Below are 24,052 nucleotides of genomic sequence, written 5' to 3' on the forward strand. Positions count from 1 at the left end.
CTCCTGACTTCCAACTTGAATAATATGAAACTATTTGACGTATATCCATTGTTCAATATTACTCCGGTAAAAGCCGAAGGTTGCTATGTCTGGGACAAGCAGGGTAGAAAATACCTCGATTTGTACGGAGGACATGCCGTAATTTCTATCGGTCACAGTCACCCTGATTATGTGCGAAATATCTCGGAACAGCTAAATAAAATTGGATTTTATTCCAATTCGGTTCAGAATCCGTTGCAGCATGAACTGGCCGATAAATTAGGGCAACTTTCAGGTTGCGAGGATTACCAGCTTTTTCTTTGCAACTCGGGAGCCGAAGCCAACGAAAATGCGCTTAAACTTGCCTCGTTTATTACAGGTAAGAAAAAGATAATCAGTTACAAAAAGGGATTTCACGGGCGTACTTCGGCAGCGGTTTCGATAACCGATAATCCGAAGATCATTGCTCCGGTGAACGAAACAGATAATGCCATTATTCTTCCATTCAACGATATTGAAGCCACTGAAGAGGCACTGAAAAATGGAAATGTCGCTGCAGTTATTGTTGAGGGGATACAGGGGATTGGCGGAATTCATGTTCCTGATGCCGATTTTTTGGTTCAAATAAAGAAACTCACCGAAAAATATGTGGCAGCCTTGATTCTCGATGAAATTCAGTCGGGTTACGGACGAAGCGGAAAGTTTTTTGCCTTTCAGCATTCCGATGTGAAACCCGATATTATTACAATGGCCAAAGGGATGGGTAACGGGTTTCCGGTTGGCGGGGTGTTAATTCAGCCCAGCATCGAACCATGGTACGGCATGTTGGGAACCACTTTTGGTGGAAATCATCTGGCATGTGCGGCTGCCATTTCTGTACTTGATGTGATGAAAATTGAGAAACTGATCGAGAATGCACAAACAGTGGGGGAATATTTTTTTGAAAAACTGGCAGCTTTGGATGCCGATTTTGAACTAAGAGGCTTAGGCCTGATGATCGGAATGGAATTTAAATTTCCGATCAAAGAAATCCGCCAGCGTTTATTGTTTGATTATGGAATTTTTACCGGTGTTTCCGGACAAAATATTATTCGATTGTTGCCGCCGTTGAATCTCACAATTCAGCAAGCCAACGATTTTCTTGCAGCTTTTGAAGCTGTTTATGCAGATGTTTCTGAGTCGCTGACTGAAAAATAGAAGCAGAATGAACTTGATTTTATAACTTGTAATTATGGAAACAAAAAAAATAGCCATTATCGGGATTGGAAATATGGGAGGTGCCATTGCACATGGTCTCTTAAAATCGGGTTTTTTGCCCGCCGACCATATTTTTGCGGCCGATAGAAAGGAAGCCAGTCTTCAGGAATTAAAAGACCTTGGCGTAAATACCTACACTGAGAATCTGGAAGCAGCCAAAAATGCCGATGTAATTATCGCAGCAGTTAAACCTTATCACATCGAAGGTGTGATAAGTGCAATTAAACCGGCGCTTGATACCGGCAAAATATTCATTTCAATCGTTGCCGGAGTTGGTATTAATGTTTTGGGTGAAATGGCCGGCCGGGATATCCCTATTTTCAGAGTGATGCCCAATACGGCCATTGCTTTGCAGGAATCACTGACTTGTATCTCAGCCAATGAAAACACGGCAGAGCATCGCGATTATGTGGTCGACCTCTTTGATAAACTGGGCAAAACGGTTGAAATTTCGGAGGAATTGATGGCTGCAGCCACAGTGCTTTCATCGTGTGGAATAGCTTATGCACTGCGTTACATCAGGGCTGCTATGCAGGGAGGAATCGAGATCGGTTTTGGGGCCGAGATGGCTCAGTTTATTACCGCCCAAACTGTAAAAGGTGCTACCGAGTTGCTGCTGCAGTCGGGTAACCACCCCGAACGCGAAATCGATAAGGTGACCACTCCAATGGGTGTGACCATTACCGGTTTAAATGAAATGGAGCACCGGGGATTTAGTTCTTCGTTAATTCAGGGAGTGATGGCATCGTACAAAAAAGTTGGGAATTCGAAGTAGGAACTGTGCAGTTAAGGTACAAGAAAATAACCATAAAAGTTGGTAGCAATGTTTTGGCGAAAGCCGACGGGACATTGAATGTCTCGCGCATTGCTCACCTGGTCGATCAGATTGCTGTTCTTCATAAAAACGGGGTAGAAGTAGTTCTGGTTTCTTCAGGAGCAGTGGCTGCCGGAAGAGCGGTTATGCAACCGTCGAAAAAAACCGATGCAGTTTCCCAACGTCAATTGTGGGCCGCGCTGGGGCAGGTAAAACTTATTTCGCGCTATTCCGACTTTTTTCAGGAAGACGGATTGACCTGTGCACAAGTACTCACTACCAAAGAAAATTTTTCGAGCAGAGGGCATTACCTGAACATGAAAAACTGCATTACAACGTTACTTGAAAATAAAGTTATACCGATAGTTAACGAAAACGATACGATCTCGGTGACAGAACTGATGTTTACCGATAATGACGAGCTGTCGGGGCTGATCGCCTCGATGGTTGATTCGGAGGCACTAATTCTTTTAACAAACGTCGACGGTGTTTTTAGTGCTCATCCCAATAGCGACGATGCCGAACTAATAGAACGAATAGAGGTCGGCGAAAAAGAGTTGGCTAACGCTATATCATCTGAACGGTCCGACTTTGGCCGTGGAGGAATGCATACCAAATTCAGGATTGCCAAAAAAGTGGCAAACGACGGTATTGCAGTTCACGTGGCCAACGGTACCAGCGAGAATGTGTTGGTTGATTTACTCGACGTGAATAAAAACTTGAAGCATACTTCTTTTGTACCGGGGACAAAACCGTCGAGTGGCGTGAAAAAGTGGATTGCTTATTCTGATGGTTTTGCCAAAGGAGAATTGATCATCAATGAAGGTGCCGAAAAGGCGCTAAAATCCGAGAAAGCGGTTAGCCTTTTGCCGGTGGGAGTGATTAGTGTGGAAAGCCGGTTTAGACGTGGTGATCTGATTAAGATCAGAAACGAAAATGAAGAATTGATAGGTTTGGGGAAAGCTGCTTACAGTTCGGAAAGGCTTGAAAAAGAAAAACTTTCAGAAAGACAGAAACCGGTAGTCCACTACGATTATTTGTACATGGAAAACCGAAAAGGAAATGGAGAAGAAACAAATAAAAAATAAAATAGCTCAGAATGATTTTTACTAACATACCTGTTTCAGGTTACTACCCATTATCCCTTTTATATGCCTTAATTTGAACTTATTCTGAGCTCCCTCTCCCTCCCCCGGGAGGGGGTTTTAATTGAACAATACATTTTTTTGACGATAAAGTTTGGTGAAAATGAAGATAAAGCAACAGTTACAAAATGCACTGGAAGCCTCGCAAAAGCTTAATCTAACTAAGCACGAGCAAATTATTGCTGTCTTAAATGAACTGGCTGTACAGGCGCGTGCCAACAAAGCATTTATTCTGGAAGAAAACCAAAAGGATCTGGATCGGATGAGTAAAGATGATCCGAAATATGATCGGCTGAAACTTACTGCTGAACGAATTGAAGGTATTGCCGCGGATATCGAAAATGTTGCCAAACTGGAGAATCCGGTGGGAAAGCTGTTAAAAGAAAGCGATCAGCCCAATGGAATGAAGATAAAAAAAATCACCGTTCCGTTTGGAGTGATTGGGATCATTTACGAGGCACGCCCGAACGTTACTTTCGATGTATTTTCACTTTGTCTGAAATCGGGTAACGCCTGTGTTTTAAAAGGAGGCAGCGATGCAATTTATTCAAACCAGGCGATTGTTTCTATCATTAAAAACGTACTGAATAAATTCAATATCGATGAAAATACGGTAACGCTCTTACCTGCCGGTCGCGAAGAAACCAACGAAATGCTGCATGCCAACGGTTTTATCGATCTGCTCATTCCAAGAGGTAGCCAGGGGCTAATTAATTTTGTACGCGACAACGCTACCATTCCGGTAATCGAAACCGGAGCCGGAATCTGTCATACTTATTTCGATGAATTTGGCGATGCCGAAGAAGGCCGGGAAATCATTTTCAATGCAAAAACACGCAGGCCTTCAGTTTGTAATGCGCTCGATTGCCTGGTGATTCATAAAAAGCGCTTAAATGAATTGCCAAAATTTGCAGAAAAGCTTTTAGAGGAAAAGGTGATCATCTATGCCGATGAACTTTCATTCCCCGAAATCAGCAAAGTATATCCTAAAGAGTTGCTTTTCGAAGCTACACCGAAGAGTTTTGGTACAGAGTTTTTATCGCTGAAAATGTCGGTTAAAACGGTGGATTCATTTGAGGAAGCTATAAAACACATTAACACGAACAGTTCGAAACATAGCGAGGCAATCATAAGTGAGGATCAGCAACGCATTGAGACTTTCAGAAAAGTGATCGATGCATCATCGGTGTATTCGAATGTTTCCACAGCTTTTACGGATGGGGCACAGTTCGGACTGGGAGCCGAAATTGGAATAAGCACACAGAAACTACATGCCCGCGGACCAATGGCACTGGAAGAGCTTACCAGCTATAAATGGATAATTGAAGGAAACGGACAAATCAGACCAAAATAAACACTGCAAAATGAAGAAATTTACATCGGTAAAAGATATACCAGGAATTGACGAAGCCCTTAAAACGGCTTTTGAGGTTAAGAAGAATAAGTTTGGATTTCAGCACCTGGGAAAAAATAAAACCATGGTTTTGGTGTTTTTCAACTCGAGCTTACGTACCCGGTTGAGTACCCAAAAAGCAGCCATGAATTTGGGCATGAATACCATGGTGATGAATGTAAACGAAGACAGCTGGCAGCTGGAATCGGAAATGGGCGTGGTAATGGACGGCAACAATGCCGAACATTTGCGTGAAGCCATTCCGGTGATCGGCAAGTATTGCGATGTGATCGGAGTACGTGCATTCGCCAAATTCGAAAATCGCGACGATGATTATTCTGAAAAAATACTGAGCCAGTTTGTCGAATATGCTGGTGTTCCGGTGGTGAGTATGGAAGGAGCAACGCGTCATCCGCTGCAAAGTTTTGCCGATTTGGTAACGATTGAAGAGCATAAAAAAGTAGAACGACCCAAAGTAGTATTGACCTGGGCTCCACACCCCCGCGCATTGCCACAGGCTGTAGCTAACTCGTTTGTTGAGTGGATGCGTGAAACCGATTACGAGCTGGTAGTGACACATCCCGAGGGATATGAACTGGCACCTGAATTCATGGGAGATGTGAAAGTAGAATACGATCAGAGAAAGGCATTTGAGGGGGCCGATTTTATTTATGCCAAGAATTGGGCATCGTACACTAACTACGGGCAGATTTTGTCGAAAGATCTGGCATGGACTGTTGATGAGGCTAAAATGGCACTGACAAACGATGCTAAATTTATGCATTGCCTACCGGTTCGCCGGAACATGGTAGTTGCCGACGGAGTGATTGATAGTTCAAATTCGATTGTGGTGGAAGAAGCTTACAATCGTGAAATAACTGCCCAGGCGGTACTGAAAATGATTTTGGAAGACTCGTAGTACCTGTCACGCTGTCCGTCAAACGGCAGATTCAGCATCTCATAAATTAAAAAGATTGCGAATCAGGTTCGGAATGACGTATCAAGAATTAACTTTGCGTCTTCGCGTCTTTGCGAACAACTTGTATATCATGACACAAAAAATAGAAATAATTCCCGCCATCGACTTAATTGACGGTAAATGTGTGCGGCTTTCGCAGGGCGACTATAATCAGAAAACCGTGTACAACGAAAATCCCCTGGAAGTAGCAAAGATGTTTGAAACTGCAGGAATTCAGCGCCTGCATTTAGTTGATCTGGACGGAGCAAAGGCAAAACACATTGTAAATTATAAAGTGCTTGAAGCCATAGCTACCAAAACTGATCTCATCATCGATTTTGGCGGTGGTCTAAAGTCGGATAAAGATCTTGAAATCGCATTTAATTCGGGTGCTGCAATGGTTACAGGCGGAAGCATTGCCGTAAAGGAAAGAGAGACGTTTCTGATCTGGCTCGAAAAATATGGAAGCGACAAAATTATCCTCGGTGCCGATGCAAAAGACGGAAAAATTGCGGTCAGCGGCTGGCTCGAAACAACTGAACTGCCGGTGGTAGATTTTATTTCAGAATATTTTGGTGAGGGAATTTCAAAAGTAATATCAACTGATATAAGTCGCGACGGAACGTTAAGTGGCCCGTCTTTCGAGCTCTATGCTGAAATTATGGAACAGCTTCCCAAAGTAGAAATAATCGCCAGTGGCGGAATTGCTACAATGGAAGACATATTAAAATTAGATGAAATGGGAGTTCCGGGAGTAATTACCGGTAAAGCCATTTATGAAAATCGGATAACTTTAAAGGAAATAAAAAAGTTCATCTTTTAAGCTGTTGAACTTTCAACTTTGAAATAAAGAATGCTGGCAAAACGAATCATACCGTGTCTCGATATTAAAGACGGACAAACTGTAAAGGGGATCAACTTTGTGAATATCCAGGAAGTTGGCGATCCGGTTGAACTAGGTGCAAAATATGCTGCCGACGGAGCAGATGAACTTTGCTTTTTAGACATTACAGCTACACACGAAGGCCGGAAAACTTTTGTGGAACTGGTAAAACGGATTGCTGCACACATCAACATCCCGTTTACTGTTGGTGGTGGAATAAGCGAATTGAGCGACGCCGAAAAACTTTTGGCCGCCGGTGCCGATAAAATTTCAATAAATTCTTCAGCCGTTCGTAATCCGAAACTGATCGACGATCTGGCATTGCATTTCGGAAGTCAGTTTGTTGTTGTCGCAATCGATGCCCGCGGAGATGAAAACGACCAATGGACGGTCACAGTAAATGGTGGTCGCATTCCTACTGATAAAGAGTTGTTTTCGTGGGCTAAAGAAGCCGAAGACCGTGGAGCCGGTGAAATACTTTTTACTTCGATGAACCACGACGGAACCAAAAACGGTTTTGCCAATACGCAGCTTTCAAAAATGGCCGATATGCTTAAAATTCCGATCATCGCTTCGGGAGGAGCGGGCGCCAAAGAGCATTTTGTAGAGGTGTTTACTAGCGGCAAAGCAGATGCCGGACTGGCGGCCAGTATCTTTCATTACAACGAAATTCCAATTCCCGTACTTAAGAATTACTTAAAACACAACGACATTGTAGTCCGTTAATCAGTGCTTTGTTTTAACTTCGCACCGAATTAAGTCATGAAAACGAACTCGTTTTTCTCGCTTAGGAGAAATAAATGAGTTCTGAACGGTGTGGTTCCTCCCGTTAAAGAAGAAACAATTAAACGAGGAACGAAAAAATTGGAACGATGAAAATATTAAAAGAAATATCACAACTCGACTTTGACAAAACCAGAGGTCTGATCCCGGCCATAATTCAGGATGCTGAAACCAACAACGTATTAATGCTGGGGTATATGAACAGCGAAGCGCTGGCTAAAACCCAGGTGAGTGGGAAAGTAACCTTTTTTAGTCGCTCGAAAAATCGTTTATGGACCAAAGGCGAAGAATCGGGTAATTTTATGAATGTGATTTCGATAGGCGTTGATTGCGATAACGATACGCTTTTGATTAAAGTGAATCCGGTTGGGCCGGTTTGCCATACGGGTGCCGATACTTGTTTTGAAGAGGTGAATACCTCCAATGAAATCTTGTTCTTGAGTTACCTGCAGGATTTCATCGACAAACGAAAAGTTGAAATGCCCGAAGGCTCTTACACTACTTCTTTATTTCAGAAAGGTACTCGGAAAATCACTCAGAAGGTGGGTGAAGAGGCGGTTGAAACCATTATTGGAGCTATGGCCAACGACGACGAGAACTTTTTATACGAAGCCGGTGACCTGCTTTATCACCTTATAGTTTTGTTGGCACATAAAGGATACCGTATTGAAGACATTGTAAGGGAACTGCGCAAACGTCATAAATAAAATTACGGGAATTACGGTTGTTTTTTGAGAGTCGGATAAAGAGTTGTTCGATTAAAACCTATGTTCGATAATACTATTTTATAACATAGTTGCGTAACATAGTTGTAAAACATTGCCAATTAATGTGTTGCGGGCTGGTTTTTCTGTATTGTAGTCCTTAGTTTTGTAGTACTGCTAATCGAAAAAACCGTGATATGGAAACTCTAACCGTTTGCCCAACAAGTACTGCTACAATTTTGGCGTGTCAGAAAATTGCCCGGACTTTTAAGGAGAATATTTTTGAACTTTCCAGTGTTCGCACCGAATGGGATCAAGAATATGCCACTTCTTTAAATGTTTGGATTGATGACACCATCGAAAAACATTATGCCGATTCACAGGATGCACTGGAAGATGAGCGCTATCGCGAGTGGCACGAAATTATGGTAGCTGCACTGCAGCACCTGAAAGTTTTACGGGCATCAGTAAAAATCGATTTCAAAAAGGATAAGGAATTTCTAAAGGCTTTCTTCGAAAAGACGGGGTACAACGCCTATTTCAGCGATGCCAAAAACGGCGATCATTTAAGCCTTTTCAATTTCCTGAAAACTTTTGCCGCTAATCTGGATGAGGCTACCCGCCAGAAAATTGTTGAACATGGTACCGTGGATTCATTATTTGATAAAATCCTGGCTTGTGCCAATCAAATCAATGAATTCAGAGATTGTTTTGTAGCCCTCGAAGGTGATGCGCTACTCGACAATTACGGAAAACAGGAAGTTGCAAGCATTTACAGTACCATCCAGGATATTTGTCGCGTTGCAATTGCCTATTATCAGTTCGATCCGGATAAGCGTTGCGGATTCAGCTATTACAAAGTATTGGTGAATCTATAAGTTTTATACTAAGTGATTAACACGATTAGAATCAGTCTGGCTGCTATGCGGCCGGGCTGTTCTTTAATAAAAAAAGCCGCTAAAGACAGGCTTTAACGGCTACTTTATTATTTCTTGTTAAAGTGCTAGATAATCAGCATAGCGTCGCCATAAGTTCCAAAGCGGTAATTTTCTTTTATGGCTGTGTTATAGGCTTCCATCACAAATTCGTAACCCCCAAAGGCCGCTACCATCATTAGAAGGGTAGAATAAGGCAGGTGTAAATTAGTGATCATCGAATTGGCTACGTTAAATTCGTAGGGTGGGAAGATGAATTTATTGGTCCATCCTTCGAATGGTTTCAGGAAACCTTGTGTTGAGACCGAACTTTCAAGTGTGCGCATCACAGTTGTTCCAACGGCACACACATTTCTTTTATTTTCCTTGGCGGTATTTACCATTTTGCAAGCTTCGTCTTTTATCCAGATCTGTTCCGAATCCATTTTGTGCTTCGTCAGGTCTTCCACATCGACACTCCTGAAATTACCCAATCCAACATGTAGTGTAATGTACGAGAAATTGATTCCTTTGATTTCGAGGCGTTTTAGTAATTCGCGGCTAAAGTGCAATCCTGCAGTTGGTGCAGCTACTGCGCCTTCGTGTTTGGCAAAAATGGTTTGGTAACGGTCCTTATCTTCAGGTTGAACCTGGCGGTTGATAAATTTTGGAAGTGGCGTTTCACCAAGACTGTACAAGGTTTGTTTGAATTCGTCGTACGGTCCGTCGAACAAAAAACGCAAAGTTCTGCCGCGCGAAGTGGTATTGTCGATAACCTCGGCAACCAAAACATCGTCGTCGCCAAAATAAAGTTTATTACCGATTCGAATTTTTCGTGCAGGATCAACCAAAACATCCCAAAGTCGCTGTTCGCGGTTTAGTTCGCGAAGCAAAAAAACTTCGATTTCGGCTCCTGTTTTTTCTTTGTTACCATATAAACGGGCCGGAAATACCTTGGTATCGTTAAAAACAAACACGTCTTTATCATCAAAATAATCAAGCACATCTTTAAACAATCGATGTTCGATGGTACGGTTTTCCCGGTTTAAAACCATTAATTTCGATTCGTCGCGGTTGTCGGCCGGATGTAAGGCTATTTTCTCCGGGCTAAGTTCATACTTGAATTTTGATAATTTCATCTCGCTAATTTTTAATTTTCTTTGTTTACTCCAGCCTGTCTTTTGTCAGACAGGAAAATGATCCATGATTTATCGAATTACCCGTTCGGTAATTTTTTGATCACGGCTCTTTTCATTTTAATTTATTTTATTCTTCGAATTCAGGTTGTTGGTCATTGAATTCAGCAATGCGGTTTTATTCAAAGTTATCAATCTACGAGATAAAAATACTTTAGGATACATCAATTTGTATGTTTTCCAGAAAATATTCCACTTTAAATGCATCGCTTATTTTGTATTCACCAACCCTGGTCCTTTCCAACGCCGTTAAATACGCACCACATTGCAGAGCTTCACCGATATCGCGCGCAAACGCACGAATATAGGTACCTTTTCCGCATGTAATCCGTAATTTTATAAACGGCAATTCGAATTCCTCAATTTCAACCTTATGTATAACAATTTTTTTGGGTCGAAGTTTTACCTCTTCACCATTTCTTGCATAATCAAATGCCCGCTTCCCCTTCACCTTTACTGCCGAAAATACCGGGGGAACCTGCTCGATCTCCCCTGTAAAATCCTGCAGGACCTCATTCACCAATGCTTTGGTAACATGAGCATAATCCGTTCTCGAGTCTTCCTCGGTTTCAAGGTCGAACGAAGGAGTTGTTGCCCCAATTTTCAGGGTAGCAACGTATTCTTTTTCAGTAGCCTGTATGCTTTCAATTTTTTTTGTGGCCCTTCCCGTGCACAAAACAATCACTCCGGTTGCTAATGGATCGAGTGTGCCGGCATGACCTACTTTGAGTTTTTTTATGCCCAGTTTTTGACAAAGTTCATAACGTACTTTATTCACAACATCAAAGGAGGTCCAGTTCAAACCTTTGTCAAACAATAATATTTCCCCTGCGGAAAAGTCGTATTTGTTTTTGAATCTGGGCATATATAAGGCTCTGTTATTCAGAGAATTGTAATATTTTGCAAAATTCAGGCTGCAAAGATAGCAATTAGGCCGATAAGAGCGCAATAAATGGCAAAATAAATGAGTTTGCCTTTTTTAACGATTTTAATCATCCACGAACAGGCTGCCAATCCGGTAAGAAATGCGGCAACAAAGCCAACCAGCAGGTTGGTCACATTTAAATGTTGAGTGGTAATTTCGCCACTGAAAACATCGAGAATGGCGGCTCCGATGATTGGAATTAACACCATTAAAAATGAAAATCTCGCCACATCATCTTTTTTTACTTTTAATAGAATACCGGTTGCAATTGTTGCTCCACTTCGCGAAATACCCGGTAAAACGGCCAGAGTTTGGGTAATTCCGATTATAAATGCTTTGGCAAATGTAATTTCTTTGGTGTTCTGTTTTACGTAACCGGTAAGTGTGAGCAGACACGCTGTGAATAAAAGCATACACCCCACAAAAAACAGGTTACCCGTAAAAAGACTTTCGATTTCAGCTTTGAATAGTAAACCAACAATAACGATGGGGACCGACGAAAACAACAGCATAGCCACGTATTTTGTGGCATTGTTCCATTCGAACTTGAACAGATCTTTCAGGAGTGAGCCAATATCCTTTCTGAAAACAACAATAGTACTAAGTACCGTGGCTAGATGCACATCGAGCACAAAAAGCAGGTTATTCTCGTTTTTGATGTTCAAAAGCGCATGCCCAATTTCAAGATGTCCGCTTGAACTGATAGGTAAGAATTCGGTAAGGCCCTGGATTATTCCAAGAAGAAATGCCTGGAATGCAGTCATGAATTGTGGGGTTACTGGTCAGCCTTTGGCTTTTTCATTATGGCGTAGATCTCGAAAACAAAACCGATAAATAATAAAATCGGTGCCAGTGTTATTCGCCTAAAACTAAAGATATCATCACTGAATACATTCGGATCGTCGCTACCGCCTCCGGCCATCAAAATAAAACCCAGTACAATAATTGCAAAGCCGATAGCCAACAGTTTATAATTCTCTTTTCCCAACGCAAATCCGGCAGTATCCTTTGTTTCTTTCGATTTTTTAGCCATTGTTTCTTTTATAGATGCGGTAAAGATAATTAATAAAATAATTCATCAAATTTAAGCCGCAGGAATTTGTTGAGGACAAGCCATGTTGATAACAGCGAAATAACAAATCCCAAAACGAAAACTGACAAAACTACAATGGGGATAATTTGCATATCGTTGATTCCAAACTGGTCGAACAATTCGGTTTTATAAGTATAAATTCCCGCAAGCAGAACCAGGTTTGCCAGCAATGCCCCTGTACCTCCCAGCAATAAACTGCGCTTTAAAAACGGTTGGCGTATATAGTTTTTACTGGCGCCTACCATTTGCATGGTATTAATAATAAAACGTTGCGAGTAAATGAGCAGTCGAATGGTATTGTTGATCAGACCAAAAAATATAAAGGTTAGCAGTCCGCTAACAATAAGCAGAAGTAGGCTGATTCTTTTTACGTTATCATTGATTAGTGTTGCAATATTTTTTTCGAAATACACTTCCTTCACCTCCGGGTAATTCAGAAATCTTTGCTCCAAAATCTTCAAACTGTCGCTGTTGGTGTAGGATGCGTAAAGCTTTATTTCGATGGAAGAGAACAGCGGATTCTGGCCCAGAAAACCCGTGAAATCTTCACCCAGTTCTTCCGTTAATTCTTTTGCGGCTGTTTCTTTGTCGATGTAACGTGTTAATTTTACATACTCGCTTAGCGATAAGGTTTTTTCGAGACGGATGATTTCAACTTCTTTTAAGTCGTCGTTTAAAACAAGGGTCAATCCAATTTGCTCGCGCACGTAGTTCGACAATTGATGTGCATTGAGGACAACAAAACTGAGTAGACCCAGCAAAATCAAAATCAACGTGATATTCACCAGGGAAGTAATCCAGGAGTTCCAAAATCGTTTTTTAATCTTTTTTGCCTTTTTTTGCTTCATACGTCCTGTGAAATGCTGAGCCTAACAAATGTAACGAAATATACGGTCGGGGTATGGAAGGAGGAAAATAAATTTTGGAATAGGAACTTAACACTCCAACTAATACTTCTGATTTTTCCTTATTTATTGTAAGTTGCAGTATGCCAGTGTTTTAGATTGTGTTTTTGTGTTTTCTGAGAAAAGCTTGCCTGACTTGCGTTAACTTATTGAAAATTTGAACGTTATTTCTTTGGAAATACAAAAAAAGAAAATACTTTTGCAGTCCCGATTATTATCCTTAGAGATAAGGAGTGTAAATGATTGATTTTCTTGATGTAAGCACGTTTGGTGATATTATTCCGTTGAATCGAATATTGCAGCAGAAGGGAGAATCATAAGTGTTGAATTCATAAAAATTAGAAAAAGTGGACACACTTAGTTATAAAACAATTTCGGCCAATAAAGAAACTGCCGTTAAAGAGTGGGTTTTGATTGATGCCGAAGGACTTGTTTTGGGAAGAATGGCAAGTGAAGTTGCCAAAATCCTGAGAGGGAAAAACAAAGCAAATTTTACTCCGCATGCCGATTGCGGAGACAATGTAATTGTGATTAATGCTGAGAAAGTAGTTCTTACCGGTAAAAAGATGACTGACAAACAATATGTTCGTCACTCAGGTTATCCGGGAGGACAAACCTTTCAAAATCCTCAGGACATATTAGCTAAATATCCTGAGCGTCTGGTAGAAAAAGCTGTTAGAGGAATGTTGCCAAAAAATAAATTGGGACGTCAGCTTTTCAGAAACTTACATGTAGTTATTGGTGCAGAGCATAAATTTGAGGCTCAAAAACCAAAAGTTGTTGACTTAAAAAGTAAATAAACAAGATGGAAGTAGTTAATACATTAGGACGTAGAAAATCAGCAGTAGCTCGCATTTACGTTAGTGAAGGTAAAGGAAACATTACCATCAATAAAAAAGATCTTAAAGAATATTTTCCGGCCGGTATCCTGCAGTACATCGTATTGCAACCATTAAACTTGCTGGAAGTTTCTGAAAAGTACGACATTAAAGTTAACCTCGATGGAGGTGGCCCAAAAGGACAGGCAGAAGCTTTGCGTTTGGCCATTTCACGTGCGTTAATTAAAATCGATGCGGAATCGAGACCACCGCTGAAGGCTGCAGGATTCCTGACCAGGGATCCACGTGAGGTTGAACGTAAAAAACCGGGACAGCCAAAAGCAAGGAAACGTTTCCAGTTCTCAAAACGTTAATATTATTATTCATTTATATGGATCTAAAACGGCTGAGATTCCCGAGTACTCGGGACTACTCAGGTGTTGCTTTTAGGACATAGAAAAAGTAAACAGATGCCAAAGACAAATTTTCAAGAATTATTGGATGCAGGTGCACATTTTGGTCACCTGAAAAGAAAGTGGAACCCGAACATGGAGCCTTACATCTTCATGGAGAAAAACGGAATCCACATCATCGATCTGCAAAAAACAGTTGTTAAGATCGACGAAGCAGCAGCAGCCATCAAACAGATTGCAAAATCAGGTCGCAAAGTATTGTTTGTTGCCACTAAAAAACAGGCAAAAGAACTGGTAGCCGATCAGGTTAAAACTGTTGGAATGCCATACGTGACTGAACGTTGGCCGGGTGGAATGCTTACCAATTTCCCAACAATCCGTAAAGCGGTGAAGAAAATGATCTCCATCGATAAAATGATGAAAGATTCAAGTTGGGAAAATCTTTCGAAACGTGAAAAACTTCAAATCACCAGACAACGTGCAAAACTGGACAAAGTGTTAGGTTCAATTTCAGACCTTACTCGTTTGCCTGCAGCATTGTTTGTAGTTGATGTACTGAAAGAAAAAATCGCGGTTCGCGAGGCCAAAAAACTGGGAATACCGGTATTTGCTATCGTTGATACCAACTCAAATCCTGAAGATGTTGATTTCGTAATTCCTGCTAACGACGACGCTTCACAATCAATTCGTATCATTGTAGGCGAAATGGTTGAAGCCGTACGCGAAGGATTGAACGAACGTAAGATCGAGAAGGATAAAGAGGAAGCTGAAGCCAGCGAGTCAAAAAAGAAAGCGAAAGCCGCTAAAGAAGACGATTCTGACAGCGAATAAAGATTTTCTAGAATAACAATTTTTAAAAAAGATTTTAATATGTCTTTTAAAACAGCCGACGTAGTAAAACTGCGTAAAGTATCAGGTGCAGGGATGATGGATTGCAAAAATGCCCTGAAAGACGCCGACGGTGACTTTGATAAAGCACTGGAAATTATCCGTGAAAAAGGAAAACTTATTGCTAACAAACGTGCCGACAGAGATGCCGCTGAAGGTGTAGCTCTGGCAAAAGTGACCGAAGATGGTAAATTTGGTGCCTTGGTTGTACTGAATTGCGAAACCGACTTTGTGGCTAAAAACGAAAGCTTTGTTGCATTTGCTGAAAAGATTTTGAATGCAGCTCTCGAAAATAAAGTAGAAAGCCTTGAAGCGCTTAAAGCGATAGGACTCGACGGAACAGCTATTGAAGCTCAGGTAACCGAGCAAACTGGTGTAACCGGAGAGAAACTTGATCTTTCTTACTACAAATGTATTGCCGGCGAAAGTGTTGTGCCGTACATTCACCCGGGAAATAAACTGGCTACCTTAGTTAGTTTTAACAAAGAAGGTGTTGCCGAAAACGTTGGTAAAGACGTTGCTATGCAAATTGCTGCAATGGCGCCTCTTGCTATCGATCAGTCAGCTATTCCACAGGCCGAAATCGACAAAGAGCTTGAGTTTGCCAAAGAGAAATACCGCAAGGAAGGAAAACCTGAAGCAATGCTTGATAAAATTGCACAAGGTTCGTTGAATAAATGGTACAAAGACGTAACACTCTTGAACCAAACTTACGTGAAAGACGGAAAAATCTCCATCAAAGATTTCCTGAAGCAAAACGATCCTGAGTTAACAGTTACAGCTTTTGACCGCTACACTTTGAATGCGTAATAAAAGCTGAAGAAGATATAAGAACCGCTCATTAAAAAATGGGCGGTTTTTTTATGCCTAAAAAAGCCATTCACCTCCCGGCAAATGGCTTTGAAATATGTAATTCGTAAGGTTGTCTATCTGTTAATGATAAGGCGTTTCACGTTGCTTACCTCACCATTCTTAATAAACCTGCAGAGGTAAATACCGGTGGTTGCCGGCGATCCGTTTTCCTGAGCTCCCGTCCATCTTACTTTGTGCTTACCTTCTGGTAGATTATCGTTAACCAGAATCTTAACTTCCTGCCCAAACATGTTATAAATACTCAGATGAACATCAGAAGCTTCGTCGAGTGTGAACTCGATATTAGTAACAGTACGGAATGGATTCGGGTAAATATTGAAGTAATTATCAGGCTCGGGTTGTAAAGCCTCCACTTGAGTAGCTGATTCTACCGATTTTACAACAATGGTACTAAAATGCTCGATGGTTGCATAAATGCGATTGCGTGCAGTGTCAACCATGGCAACGCCATCGCCAACTTCTTCGAAACCGGTATTGTCGGCAAAGAAAACATTCAGATCTTTCGGATCAATACCAAGCGAATCCAGCAGGTCTTGCTTGTAAATCAATTTCAGTTCCACCGGAACATTAAAATAATAAGGCTCTACAATCGTGTCGGAACTTACCGGTTTTACGCTGAATTTTACACCGGTAATGATATCCTCAGTAAAATTCACTTCGGTGCTGTCGTCATCCATTTCAGCATATTTTTCAGGAATGAACATGAAAATATCTACATCTTCACTCACGCAGCCGTAAGGGAAGTGCAGCATGCTGGCGTTCAGGATGTTCAACGGATAAGGCAGACCGCCAATTTTGTAGGATTCACCTTCTTTAAAATATTTTGGTTTCAGCTCGTTTCCATTGGGTAAAACTCTTCGAATTGAAATGGTATTTACATCCATATCAACCGTGGAGTCAACCACAAGAAGTTCAACAGCGGCTTCAAAGTTGCTGTAACTTACTTCAACAAGTGTCATCCCGGTTTCGCCACTTAGGGTCAGTAAGCCTGTTTCGTCTATTGTAGCCACACTGGTATCGGTAACACTCCATATAAATTCGGCATTCTGGTGTTTGTTTCCGTTGGTTTTGTAGGTAGCGGAGTACAATATTGGTTCATTTCCGGTATAGACTACCATATCGCCGGGCTCGATTGTTAATTGTTTGCCGCGGTTATTTTGATTTTCGTTTTCCTGTTTAATTTTTTCTTTTTTGGCTTTGGTTTCGTAAACCGTGATTTTTGCGGTATCGGCCAACTCGCCAAGTGTGGCAATAATCATTCCTCTTCCAGGCATTTCAGTTGAGTAAAACATGTTTACACTCGAATCGGGGAACATGCCAATTCCCATCGGCTCGGCCGACCAGGTTACGGTTGTATCTACTTTGCAGCCCGTTGAGTCGATGTAGAAAGCACGCAATTCAACCGAGTCACTAATTTCAATACGGATGCTGGACGGAACGATTTTTACCTTTGGATATTCATCTTCCATTTCTCCCTTATCATCATCGTCGTTTTTCGGAGTGCCTGTAACTACCAGCATCACCGAATCGCGGGAGTCTTGGTATTTGGCAATCAGGTAACCGTCGCCGGGATGATTGGGCACCAACCATCCTTCTTTATTCACTTTACCCAGGTAACCGGGTTCGGTGTGCCATTTTATTCTGGCATCTGTAATTTCGGTTCCCGAAGTATCGGTAACCGCAGCAGAAACCATAACCGCTGAATCAGGATCAGTTTTGATATCTCCTGAAATAATTTCCAGGATTTGACCTGTTGCGTTGGTGACCAGAAATATTCCGGCCGTGAGCAACATAAATTTTGTGAGCATGTAAAATTTCTTCATATGATTTAAGATTGGTTGTGTTTATCATTCAACTTATTTTCCATTGCGCTTATCAAGCTACACAAGTTACGTAATACCTGTATGAAATGCAAGGGAACTCTGAGTTCATTATCAGAACTGCATTGCTATGAAATACTGTACATAAAATAAAGCGTCGTCACTTATATATTCTGAAAATGATGAAATGGTAACCCAAGAGATAACGTTAAGACATGTTGACTTAAGATTCTTTGGAGTTGGTCCTTCTTTTCAAAACCCTTTGTAAACGTGCTTTTCGGGGGATATTATAGTGATCTCTAACTATGGTATCGCCACATTTAATTTTCATAAGATTTGCAAATGATCAATAAAATTGATTTATTTAAGGTACTAACAGTTCTGTTGGGCTATTCTCACACACAATAAATGCAGTATTGAAAGGTACCGAAATACGACTTGTTGTTTCGGGGAACGAATGAACATTTTTTGGAAGCTTACATAAATTAAGACGCTTTAATATGAAGCAGATTTACAAACTCAAAATTTCTAAAACATGAAGAAAGTATTTTTATTAATTGTAGTTGCCGTTGCTTTTGCGGCTTGTGAAAAATCGTTCGAGCAGCCGGCCCGGGACGAATTGTTGTTAAAAGGTGCCAAAAAGAAGGCATCTTCATGTGTAACTCTTAAAGAAGGTACGCTGGTGTATGCGGACGGACATTACCTGGAAGGACAGCCCATAACAACGGGTTACGACATTTACGGGTACAATTACCAGGCTCATATGTTTAAGGGCTCATATTTTAATGCTTACGCCGGCCGTCCGGGAACTGCTTTGCCTCCTTTCAAGGGAGATGATGATGCCTACCTGGCTGAATTTCCTGAAGCTGCCAATCATTGGGCTTGGCCAAACCGGAATGATACCGTAAAGATGAAATGGAACGATGTATGGCTGGCGAATACCGACTGTGATGGTAATGGTGAACTTGACCGTCATGCCGGTTTTGATTCCTATATCGGCTCAGAAGCCTGGTTGACCAATCACATTTCGGGGGTAACCGTAACCGAAGATGGCAGCGAATGCAGCTGGAATTATTTCACAAAGATTATTGCCGTTCCCGAGGATGCGGTTCTCGACGGTGATATTTGGTATTCTGCAGATGGAACTGAAATTGGTCCTGAAATCTGGGGGCAGTTTGCCACCGTGCAGGAAGTATCAAACGATCCGTGTGCTGGCGATCATGGCATTGCTTACAAAAGCAGCGATCATAGCGGATTAAGCGGCTGGTAAACTAACAAAAAATTTGAATTCAAAAGCCATTCGATTTCTCGGGTGGCTTTTTTGATAGCCACCGGCGAAAGCGTTATCCAACTATTTCCCGCGATTTTACGTATATACAGTCGATGATGTAGTTAAAATGTGCAGGAAATGCATCGATTTGAAGAGGTAACACGAAAAAGAATATGTCAGTCCTGGCGGTTGGATATTGCGTTTTCCTACAAAGATCGAATTAAAGCAAAGAGTTATGGTAATACTTCTGGCTTATGCGGTTCTGATGCTTATTGTGATTTCGGTGATATTGTATTTGAGTTATCAGGATCTGAAACATCATGAATAACAAAGGAGTTGGCGTTTGCCAAAACATATCCTTGGTTATGGGATGAAGCTAAAAAGCGGCATAAGGAGAAAGGTATGTGCCGGAGAAAAACTACTGTATACCGGCAAAATCAAAATTAGATTATCAGGCGTGATCCAACAGTGACAATACAAAATCGTGATTGTACATGGAACAATACTTCTCAAGAAGCCTGAAGCCGTTTGCTGAAAGATCGATCAGGTTGGGATAGAATTTTACCATTAGTGCTTTTGCTTTGCGATGGGTGCGTTCTGCCAGTTCCAGATGCTCCGGACGAATTAAATCCTTTCTACTTACCCGCGACATGGTCTCAAGCTCTTCTATTAAACGCACTTCAGTATAGTGCTTGTCTTTATCGATGACCGATTCGGCTGAATTGAAAATCTGATTGGAGTATACCAGTAGCTTTTCTTTAAGAGTTTCATCCGATGTGATTCCGGCACTTAAAAGCTCAAGTTCTGACGAGAGTTCTTTGGTAAATTCGTGGCGGAATTCCTTTAAGAACTTATCGATTTTTTGAAACTCAATATTCAGATTTGAATGAAACTCTTTGTTAAAATCCTGATTTTCCATACTGCTATAACAGATAAGAAGTAAAAAAGATTACCAAGTCGTAATTTGCTCCGGCAGCGAATAGAATAAAGGCAGCAGCATAAAATTTTCAGAGCCTCTCACGGGACTCGAACCCGCGACCTGCTCATTACGAATGAGCTGCTCTACCAACTGAGCTAAAGAGGCAATTTTCTTGTACTAAATAAAATAATTTCCAGGTAATTAGCAATAGTGAAAGGTGCAGTAAAAAGGTTGTTGATATCAAAAGTTAAAGCCCCCTGTTTTTACAGAAGGCTTTTAAAAGCATTGTTTTATCACACCTTAATTGGGTGGTTGAGGGAGGCGTTGTCTACTTTTCGTAAACGATTTAATTGAACAACGACGTTCAATGTAAAGACCCTTATTTTATATCAAACTCGTAAAATTCAATGATAACGCGGTTATCGTGCAACTCATTAAGAGTTTAGGTCTGTATCTTCAAAAGGATAGCAGTTATCCAAAGCTACATTACTAAGTCAAACATAATGCCAGTTTTCATAAGTGACAGAATATGAGTGCGATACGCAAATTGGCTGAGGCTTCTGCTGTTTCATTTTTGGAATAAGAGCTTCCTGTTTTCACTTTCGGGACAACCTTAGGAGTTGCTTTATCATCATTGGTTGAATTGTTCTGCCGCTTGTGAAATGAGAATTTTAAAAGATTGGAATTCGCCGTAGGCATTGCCTTTCGAGCACATATGAACATTTTGTGTTTGATAAGTTTCAACGAGTCAGTGATTTAGCAAGCTAATATTCTTGTAATTTTAGAACAGTTAATATCGAGATTACTGTTGTGTATTGAACTAAAACCGGAATTATGACAGCAATTATTACTTACATGGTCCTGTTGTTGATGGTGGTTTCAGTAGTAATGTATCTGAGTTACCGCGATTTGAAAGAGAACTAAGAGCAGGTTCGTTTGAAAGATCAATTTGTGTTCCCCAATTCCTGATCGAAGCATCTAAGATTTTGATCGGAGTAGCATTCGCTCCCCTAATTCTCCGGCCACAAGCATAAATCCAAAGCCACATTTTAAGCCGTTAGTATGTGTAACTTTTCAATGTGATTTTCCGAATATAAAAAGGCCTTAACCTGTATCGATGCAAAGGCAGAATTTCACTTCCTGGTAAACACAATTTCCTCTCCATCTTCGGTGAGGGTTAATTTATTGCCCGAAATCGAATACGTTAGAACCGTGCTTTCTTCTCCTTCGGTCAAGGTTAGTGCAGATCCATTGGTGCTATAGGTAAAATTTACAGATTCACTTTCCGTTTCTCCGGCGATAACCATTACTATTTTCGATGTTCCCGAATGATCGGCTTTAAAAGTCATTGTTGTTGTCATTGAGAACCCTTCAAACGACAAGATATTTTCCCAGGTTCCAACAATAGGATCAACTTTATCGGCATCATCATCTTTAGAGCATGAGACAGCACAAACTAAAATCAACGCTAAAATCGCAAGGGTCAAATTCGTAAGTCGGTTCATAATTTTGGGTATTTAAGTTAAACTGTTGTATTATACTTTTTATTTAAAATATTGATATTCTCGTTCCAGAATGAATTTAGCTGTATCATCCTCAAAAACTGTCTTTTTGATCCAGTTTCCTCGTTGGTCGTAATTGTATTGAAAAGTTTTTTTCTTGCTTAAGCTACCATCTAAGCTGTACCGCTTCTCCTGAATTCGATTTCCGTTTTCATCATATTGATAAGTGGCCTTGCCTTCAAAATTGTCATCCAAGTACCTGTCCTCTTCAATTTGATTACCTTTTTCATCGTATTTATAAGTCAGCTTCCGGTAATTCGTTCCAACTGAGTTGTAGAAATTTTCTTCAATTCTATTGCCTGAATCATCATATTTATAAATGTGTTTTCCGTTTAAACTGCCATCAGAGTTGAACCATTTCCATTCGGTTCGATTTCCATTTTTATCATATTTAAAAGTGTTTTTCAGGCTTAAACTTCCATCTGAACTGTAGTGGTTCTCTTCAATTCGATTTCCGTTAACATCGTATTTAAATTTATTGGTGCGACTCCCCTTTAAACTACCATCAGAGTTGTACCAGTTTTGTTCTATTGGACTTCCGTTTTCATCGTATTTATAAGTGTATTTAATATACAAACTACTACCTGGGTTGTAACCGTTCCATTCGATTTGATTTCCATTCTCATCATATCGTCTTTGAATATCATATCCCCAATCGTTTATAATTTGTTCTCCTTTTTCAATCTTTCCATTGCGTTCTAAGGTTTTATAAGTGAGCTCCGAGTACGATTTAACTTTTCCTTTTAAGTTTTCTTTTTCAGGAACAATTATTACCTGACTATTTACAACTGATGTTAGCAGAAGTAAAGATAGAATTAGAGCAAGTTTTGGTTGCATCGTTTTTGTTTTTTAAATTTTATATTGTTTCGTTTTCAAATACTTACGGTAGGCTTTAAATATCAAGTTACAATTTATTTATCATAGCTTATATCCGATTTGCTGGATTTGGTTAGTGTCCTCTTTCTAAAATCAACCTTTATGATCAAATTTCGGATAGGTGACACTTATCAAAAGAAACGTGTATGGTGCATAACAAGATTTATTTGATTAAGATTAAAAATTTAAGTCTCGTTCAATTGTTCAAAAAGTCTCTTTCGATATCCAGTGCAAAAGAATTCTCCGGATCATCGACAAGTATTCTTTTCACATAATATTTGGCTGTTCCAATATCACCTTGAAACAGCGAAAGTAGAATAGCTGATTCGTACATTTCCACGCAATCGGGATTAATTTTAAAGCATTTGTCTAAAAGTTCTTCGGCTGTTTTGAAGTTGTCATTAATCATTTCGATGTTAGCCAATTCAACAAACGCTTCAAATGTTGTTGAGTCAAGTTCAATGGCTTTTTGTAAAAGATTCTCTCCCTGGTTTAATTGCCCTTTTTTCAAATAATATCGTGCCAGTTCTATATAGTCCTGTGGCAGCGATTGGGTTGAAACCTTATCATTGATCTTCCTTTCCGTCCACTTTTGCGCCTGAATGGTATCGCCCATTAATAGATAGCAGGACAATATGTTGTTATACGAAACCAAAATTTTTTCTTTGTTCACGCGTTGACTCCCATAAGCATCAATAGATTGTGTAAAATACTCTATTGCAGTGTTATATTCTCCCTGCAACAAGTTGATGAATCCAACATAAAAATATAATGAGTGGTTATTCTTGAATTTATCCATTTTAGCCATACTAAGTAGCCTGAACTCATAATCATGCAGCTTAAGAGAATCGCTTACTGAAAGCCGGAATTTGTGGAATGATTCAGGAGGATTCAAAAAATACGGCATCGTTACATTTAAATACAGAACAAATAAATTGCAGTGTAGTAAATTGAATTGCAATTCAGCATTGTTTTTGTATTTATCCTCCGCCTCCAGCAAATATGAAAAGTCAGCGCTAAAACCTTCCCAGACATCTTTATTCTTGATGTCCACCAATTCTGATGATAATAATAAGGTAGTTTTTAAGATATAAAATACCGGGGATTCCGGAAACGCTTTAATTCCCCTTTCTGCGTAATCATTCGCAACTGAAAAGTCTCCACTTCCAAAATGAAGCATGGCATTTGTCATGAGTGCAATTTGATCCCTAGGATCATAATCTAGAATCCGATCCGCAAATTCCATAGCTGGGTATATATCACGCAGTAATAAATGTATTTGACAGAGGTTCCGAAGAATTTTGATATTGTCAGGCTCATCTATCTGTTTGTCCTGAAATCGGACTGCTAATTCTCTGAGGTACTTTTTCCCGGATTCTACATCATTTAATCCGTCATAAATGATATAAATCCGATATAAATATGATTCATCCAGGTAGGTCTCGAATGAGTCTTTGAGTTCATCGATTCTTGCATATGAAAAATCATCTGTTTCAAAATTGGCTGATTGAATATCATAGAAATCATTACTAAATACCAAATGAGGCAAAACGTTGAATTGCCTGTGCACATATTTTTTCAGTAGTGTCTTGTCTTGCGCTTGTAATGAGCTATAGAGGATCAGTAGTGAAAGGAGAATAACAACTTTTGTACTCATCTTTAAT

General features: G+C 40.3%; 24 protein-coding genes and 1 tRNA gene. 14 read left to right on the forward strand and 11 right to left on the reverse strand.

Translation table 11 applies throughout. The features are described from left to right. Positions 1-24 precede the first annotated feature (24 nt). The 9 genes from WFY05_RS14160 (at position 25) to WFY05_RS14200 (ending at position 8,794) form a co-directional block, all read left to right on the forward strand. Positions 25-1,176: an aspartate aminotransferase family protein gene (locus WFY05_RS14160; protein ID WP_340113548.1), complete on the forward strand. Its 1,152-nt coding sequence runs from the start codon at positions 25-27 to the stop codon at positions 1,174-1,176. Positions 1,177-1,210: 34 nt separating this feature from the next. Further along, the gene (gene proC / locus WFY05_RS14165; protein WP_340113549.1) at positions 1,211-2,011 is read left to right on the forward strand and encodes a pyrroline-5-carboxylate reductase; all 801 of its coding nucleotides are present in this window, start codon (positions 1,211-1,213) and stop codon (positions 2,009-2,011) included. Between the two features lie 5 nt (positions 2,012-2,016). Then, positions 2,017-3,138, forward strand: coding sequence for a glutamate 5-kinase (gene proB, locus WFY05_RS14170; protein ID WP_340113550.1), 1,122 nt, complete (start codon positions 2,017-2,019; stop codon positions 3,136-3,138). A 160-nt stretch (positions 3,139-3,298) separates the two neighbouring features. Beyond that, positions 3,299-4,549, forward strand: coding sequence for a glutamate-5-semialdehyde dehydrogenase (locus tag WFY05_RS14175; RefSeq protein ID WP_340113551.1), 1,251 nt, complete (start codon positions 3,299-3,301; stop codon positions 4,547-4,549). 10 nt (positions 4,550-4,559) lie between these two features. Beyond that, a complete protein-coding gene (locus tag WFY05_RS14180) occupies positions 4,560-5,507 on the forward strand; it encodes an N-acetylornithine carbamoyltransferase (RefSeq protein WP_340113552.1) in 948 nt (315 codons plus the stop codon). 130 nt (positions 5,508-5,637) lie between these two features. Continuing rightward, positions 5,638-6,369 carry a 1-(5-phosphoribosyl)-5-[(5-phosphoribosylamino)methylideneamino]imidazole-4-carboxamide isomerase gene (hisA, locus tag WFY05_RS14185; RefSeq protein WP_340113553.1) on the forward strand — a complete coding sequence of 244 codons (732 nt, stop codon included), beginning with the start codon at positions 5,638-5,640 and terminating at the stop codon, positions 6,367-6,369. Between the two features lie 30 nt (positions 6,370-6,399). Further along, the gene (hisF, locus tag WFY05_RS14190; protein ID WP_340113554.1) at positions 6,400-7,155 is read left to right on the forward strand and encodes an imidazole glycerol phosphate synthase subunit HisF; all 756 of its coding nucleotides are present in this window, start codon (positions 6,400-6,402) and stop codon (positions 7,153-7,155) included. Positions 7,156-7,301: 146 nt separating this feature from the next. After that, positions 7,302-7,919, forward strand: coding sequence for a bifunctional phosphoribosyl-AMP cyclohydrolase/phosphoribosyl-ATP diphosphatase HisIE (hisIE, locus tag WFY05_RS14195; protein WP_340113555.1), 618 nt, complete (start codon positions 7,302-7,304; stop codon positions 7,917-7,919). Between the two features lie 194 nt (positions 7,920-8,113). Next, positions 8,114-8,794, forward strand: a complete 681-nt coding sequence (locus tag WFY05_RS14200) for a hypothetical protein (protein WP_340113556.1) — start codon at positions 8,114-8,116, stop codon at positions 8,792-8,794. 125 nt (positions 8,795-8,919) lie between these two features. Here WFY05_RS14200 and queA read toward each other — a convergent pair whose 3' ends face one another. The 5 genes from queA to WFY05_RS14225 form a co-directional block, all read right to left on the reverse strand. After that, a complete protein-coding gene (queA, locus tag WFY05_RS14205; protein WP_340113557.1) occupies positions 8,920-9,969 on the reverse strand; it encodes a tRNA preQ1(34) S-adenosylmethionine ribosyltransferase-isomerase QueA in 1,050 nt (349 codons plus the stop codon). Between the two features lie 211 nt (positions 9,970-10,180). Further along, positions 10,181-10,891 (reverse strand): tRNA pseudouridine(55) synthase TruB, encoded by a 711-nt coding sequence (truB, locus tag WFY05_RS14210; RefSeq protein ID WP_340113558.1) that lies wholly within the window; start codon positions 10,889-10,891, stop codon positions 10,181-10,183. 44 nt (positions 10,892-10,935) lie between these two features. After that, positions 10,936-11,715: an undecaprenyl-diphosphate phosphatase gene (locus tag WFY05_RS14215; protein ID WP_340113559.1), complete on the reverse strand. Its 780-nt coding sequence runs from the start codon at positions 11,713-11,715 to the stop codon at positions 10,936-10,938. Positions 11,716-11,726: 11 nt separating this feature from the next. Further along, positions 11,727-11,984, reverse strand: coding sequence for a DUF3098 domain-containing protein (locus tag WFY05_RS14220; protein WP_340113560.1), 258 nt, complete (start codon positions 11,982-11,984; stop codon positions 11,727-11,729). A gap of 29 nt (positions 11,985-12,013) precedes the next feature. Then, entirely contained in the window at positions 12,014-12,892 is an 879-nt protein-coding gene (locus tag WFY05_RS14225; RefSeq protein WP_340113561.1) for a cell division protein FtsX, read from the reverse strand. Positions 12,893-13,296: 404 nt separating this feature from the next. On the opposite strand from WFY05_RS14225, the gene rplM reads away from it, so the two are divergent. The 4 genes from rplM (at position 13,297) to tsf (ending at position 15,878) form a co-directional block, all read left to right on the forward strand. Continuing rightward, positions 13,297-13,749, forward strand: coding sequence for a 50S ribosomal protein L13 (rplM, locus tag WFY05_RS14230; protein ID WP_340113562.1), 453 nt, complete (start codon positions 13,297-13,299; stop codon positions 13,747-13,749). Between the two features lie 5 nt (positions 13,750-13,754). After that, the gene (rpsI, locus tag WFY05_RS14235) at positions 13,755-14,141 is read left to right on the forward strand and encodes a 30S ribosomal protein S9 (protein ID WP_340113563.1); all 387 of its coding nucleotides are present in this window, start codon (positions 13,755-13,757) and stop codon (positions 14,139-14,141) included. Between the two features lie 96 nt (positions 14,142-14,237). Beyond that, entirely contained in the window at positions 14,238-15,011 is a 774-nt protein-coding gene (rpsB, locus tag WFY05_RS14240) for a 30S ribosomal protein S2 (RefSeq protein WP_340113564.1), read from the forward strand. 39 nt (positions 15,012-15,050) lie between these two features. Next, positions 15,051-15,878 carry a translation elongation factor Ts gene (gene tsf, locus WFY05_RS14245; RefSeq protein ID WP_340113565.1) on the forward strand — a complete coding sequence of 276 codons (828 nt, stop codon included), beginning with the start codon at positions 15,051-15,053 and terminating at the stop codon, positions 15,876-15,878. A 116-nt stretch (positions 15,879-15,994) separates the two neighbouring features. On the opposite strand, the gene WFY05_RS14250 is transcribed toward tsf, so the two are convergent. Then, positions 15,995-17,764 carry a T9SS type A sorting domain-containing protein gene (locus tag WFY05_RS14250; RefSeq protein WP_340113566.1) on the reverse strand — a complete coding sequence of 590 codons (1,770 nt, stop codon included), beginning with the start codon at positions 17,762-17,764 and terminating at the stop codon, positions 15,995-15,997. 532 nt (positions 17,765-18,296) lie between these two features. Here WFY05_RS14250 and WFY05_RS14255 point away from each other — a divergent pair. Next, on the forward strand, positions 18,297-19,031 hold the full coding sequence (locus WFY05_RS14255) for a hypothetical protein (RefSeq protein ID WP_340113567.1): 735 nt from the start codon (positions 18,297-18,299) through the stop codon (positions 19,029-19,031). Positions 19,032-19,482: 451 nt separating this feature from the next. Here WFY05_RS14255 and WFY05_RS14260 read toward each other — a convergent pair whose 3' ends face one another. From WFY05_RS14260 to WFY05_RS14280, 5 genes are all read right to left on the reverse strand, one after another. Beyond that, entirely contained in the window at positions 19,483-19,950 is a 468-nt protein-coding gene (locus WFY05_RS14260; protein ID WP_340113568.1) for a hypothetical protein, read from the reverse strand. Between the two features lie 92 nt (positions 19,951-20,042). Continuing rightward, positions 20,043-20,115, reverse strand: a tRNA-Thr gene (locus WFY05_RS14265). Positions 20,116-21,083: 968 nt separating this feature from the next. After that, the gene (locus WFY05_RS14270) at positions 21,084-21,455 is read right to left on the reverse strand and encodes a lipocalin family protein (RefSeq protein ID WP_340113569.1); all 372 of its coding nucleotides are present in this window, start codon (positions 21,453-21,455) and stop codon (positions 21,084-21,086) included. A gap of 39 nt (positions 21,456-21,494) precedes the next feature. After that, positions 21,495-22,349 (reverse strand): hypothetical protein, encoded by an 855-nt coding sequence (locus tag WFY05_RS14275; RefSeq protein ID WP_340113570.1) that lies wholly within the window; start codon positions 22,347-22,349, stop codon positions 21,495-21,497. A gap of 235 nt (positions 22,350-22,584) precedes the next feature. Then, positions 22,585-24,045, reverse strand: a complete 1,461-nt coding sequence (locus tag WFY05_RS14280; protein ID WP_340113571.1) for a tetratricopeptide repeat protein — start codon at positions 24,043-24,045, stop codon at positions 22,585-22,587. Between the last annotated feature and the right edge of the window lie 7 nt (positions 24,046-24,052).

Origin of the sequence: Maribellus mangrovi, assembly GCF_037646455.1 — a bacterium.
Lineage (GTDB): Bacteria > Bacteroidota > Bacteroidia > Bacteroidales > Prolixibacteraceae > Draconibacterium > Draconibacterium mangrovi_A.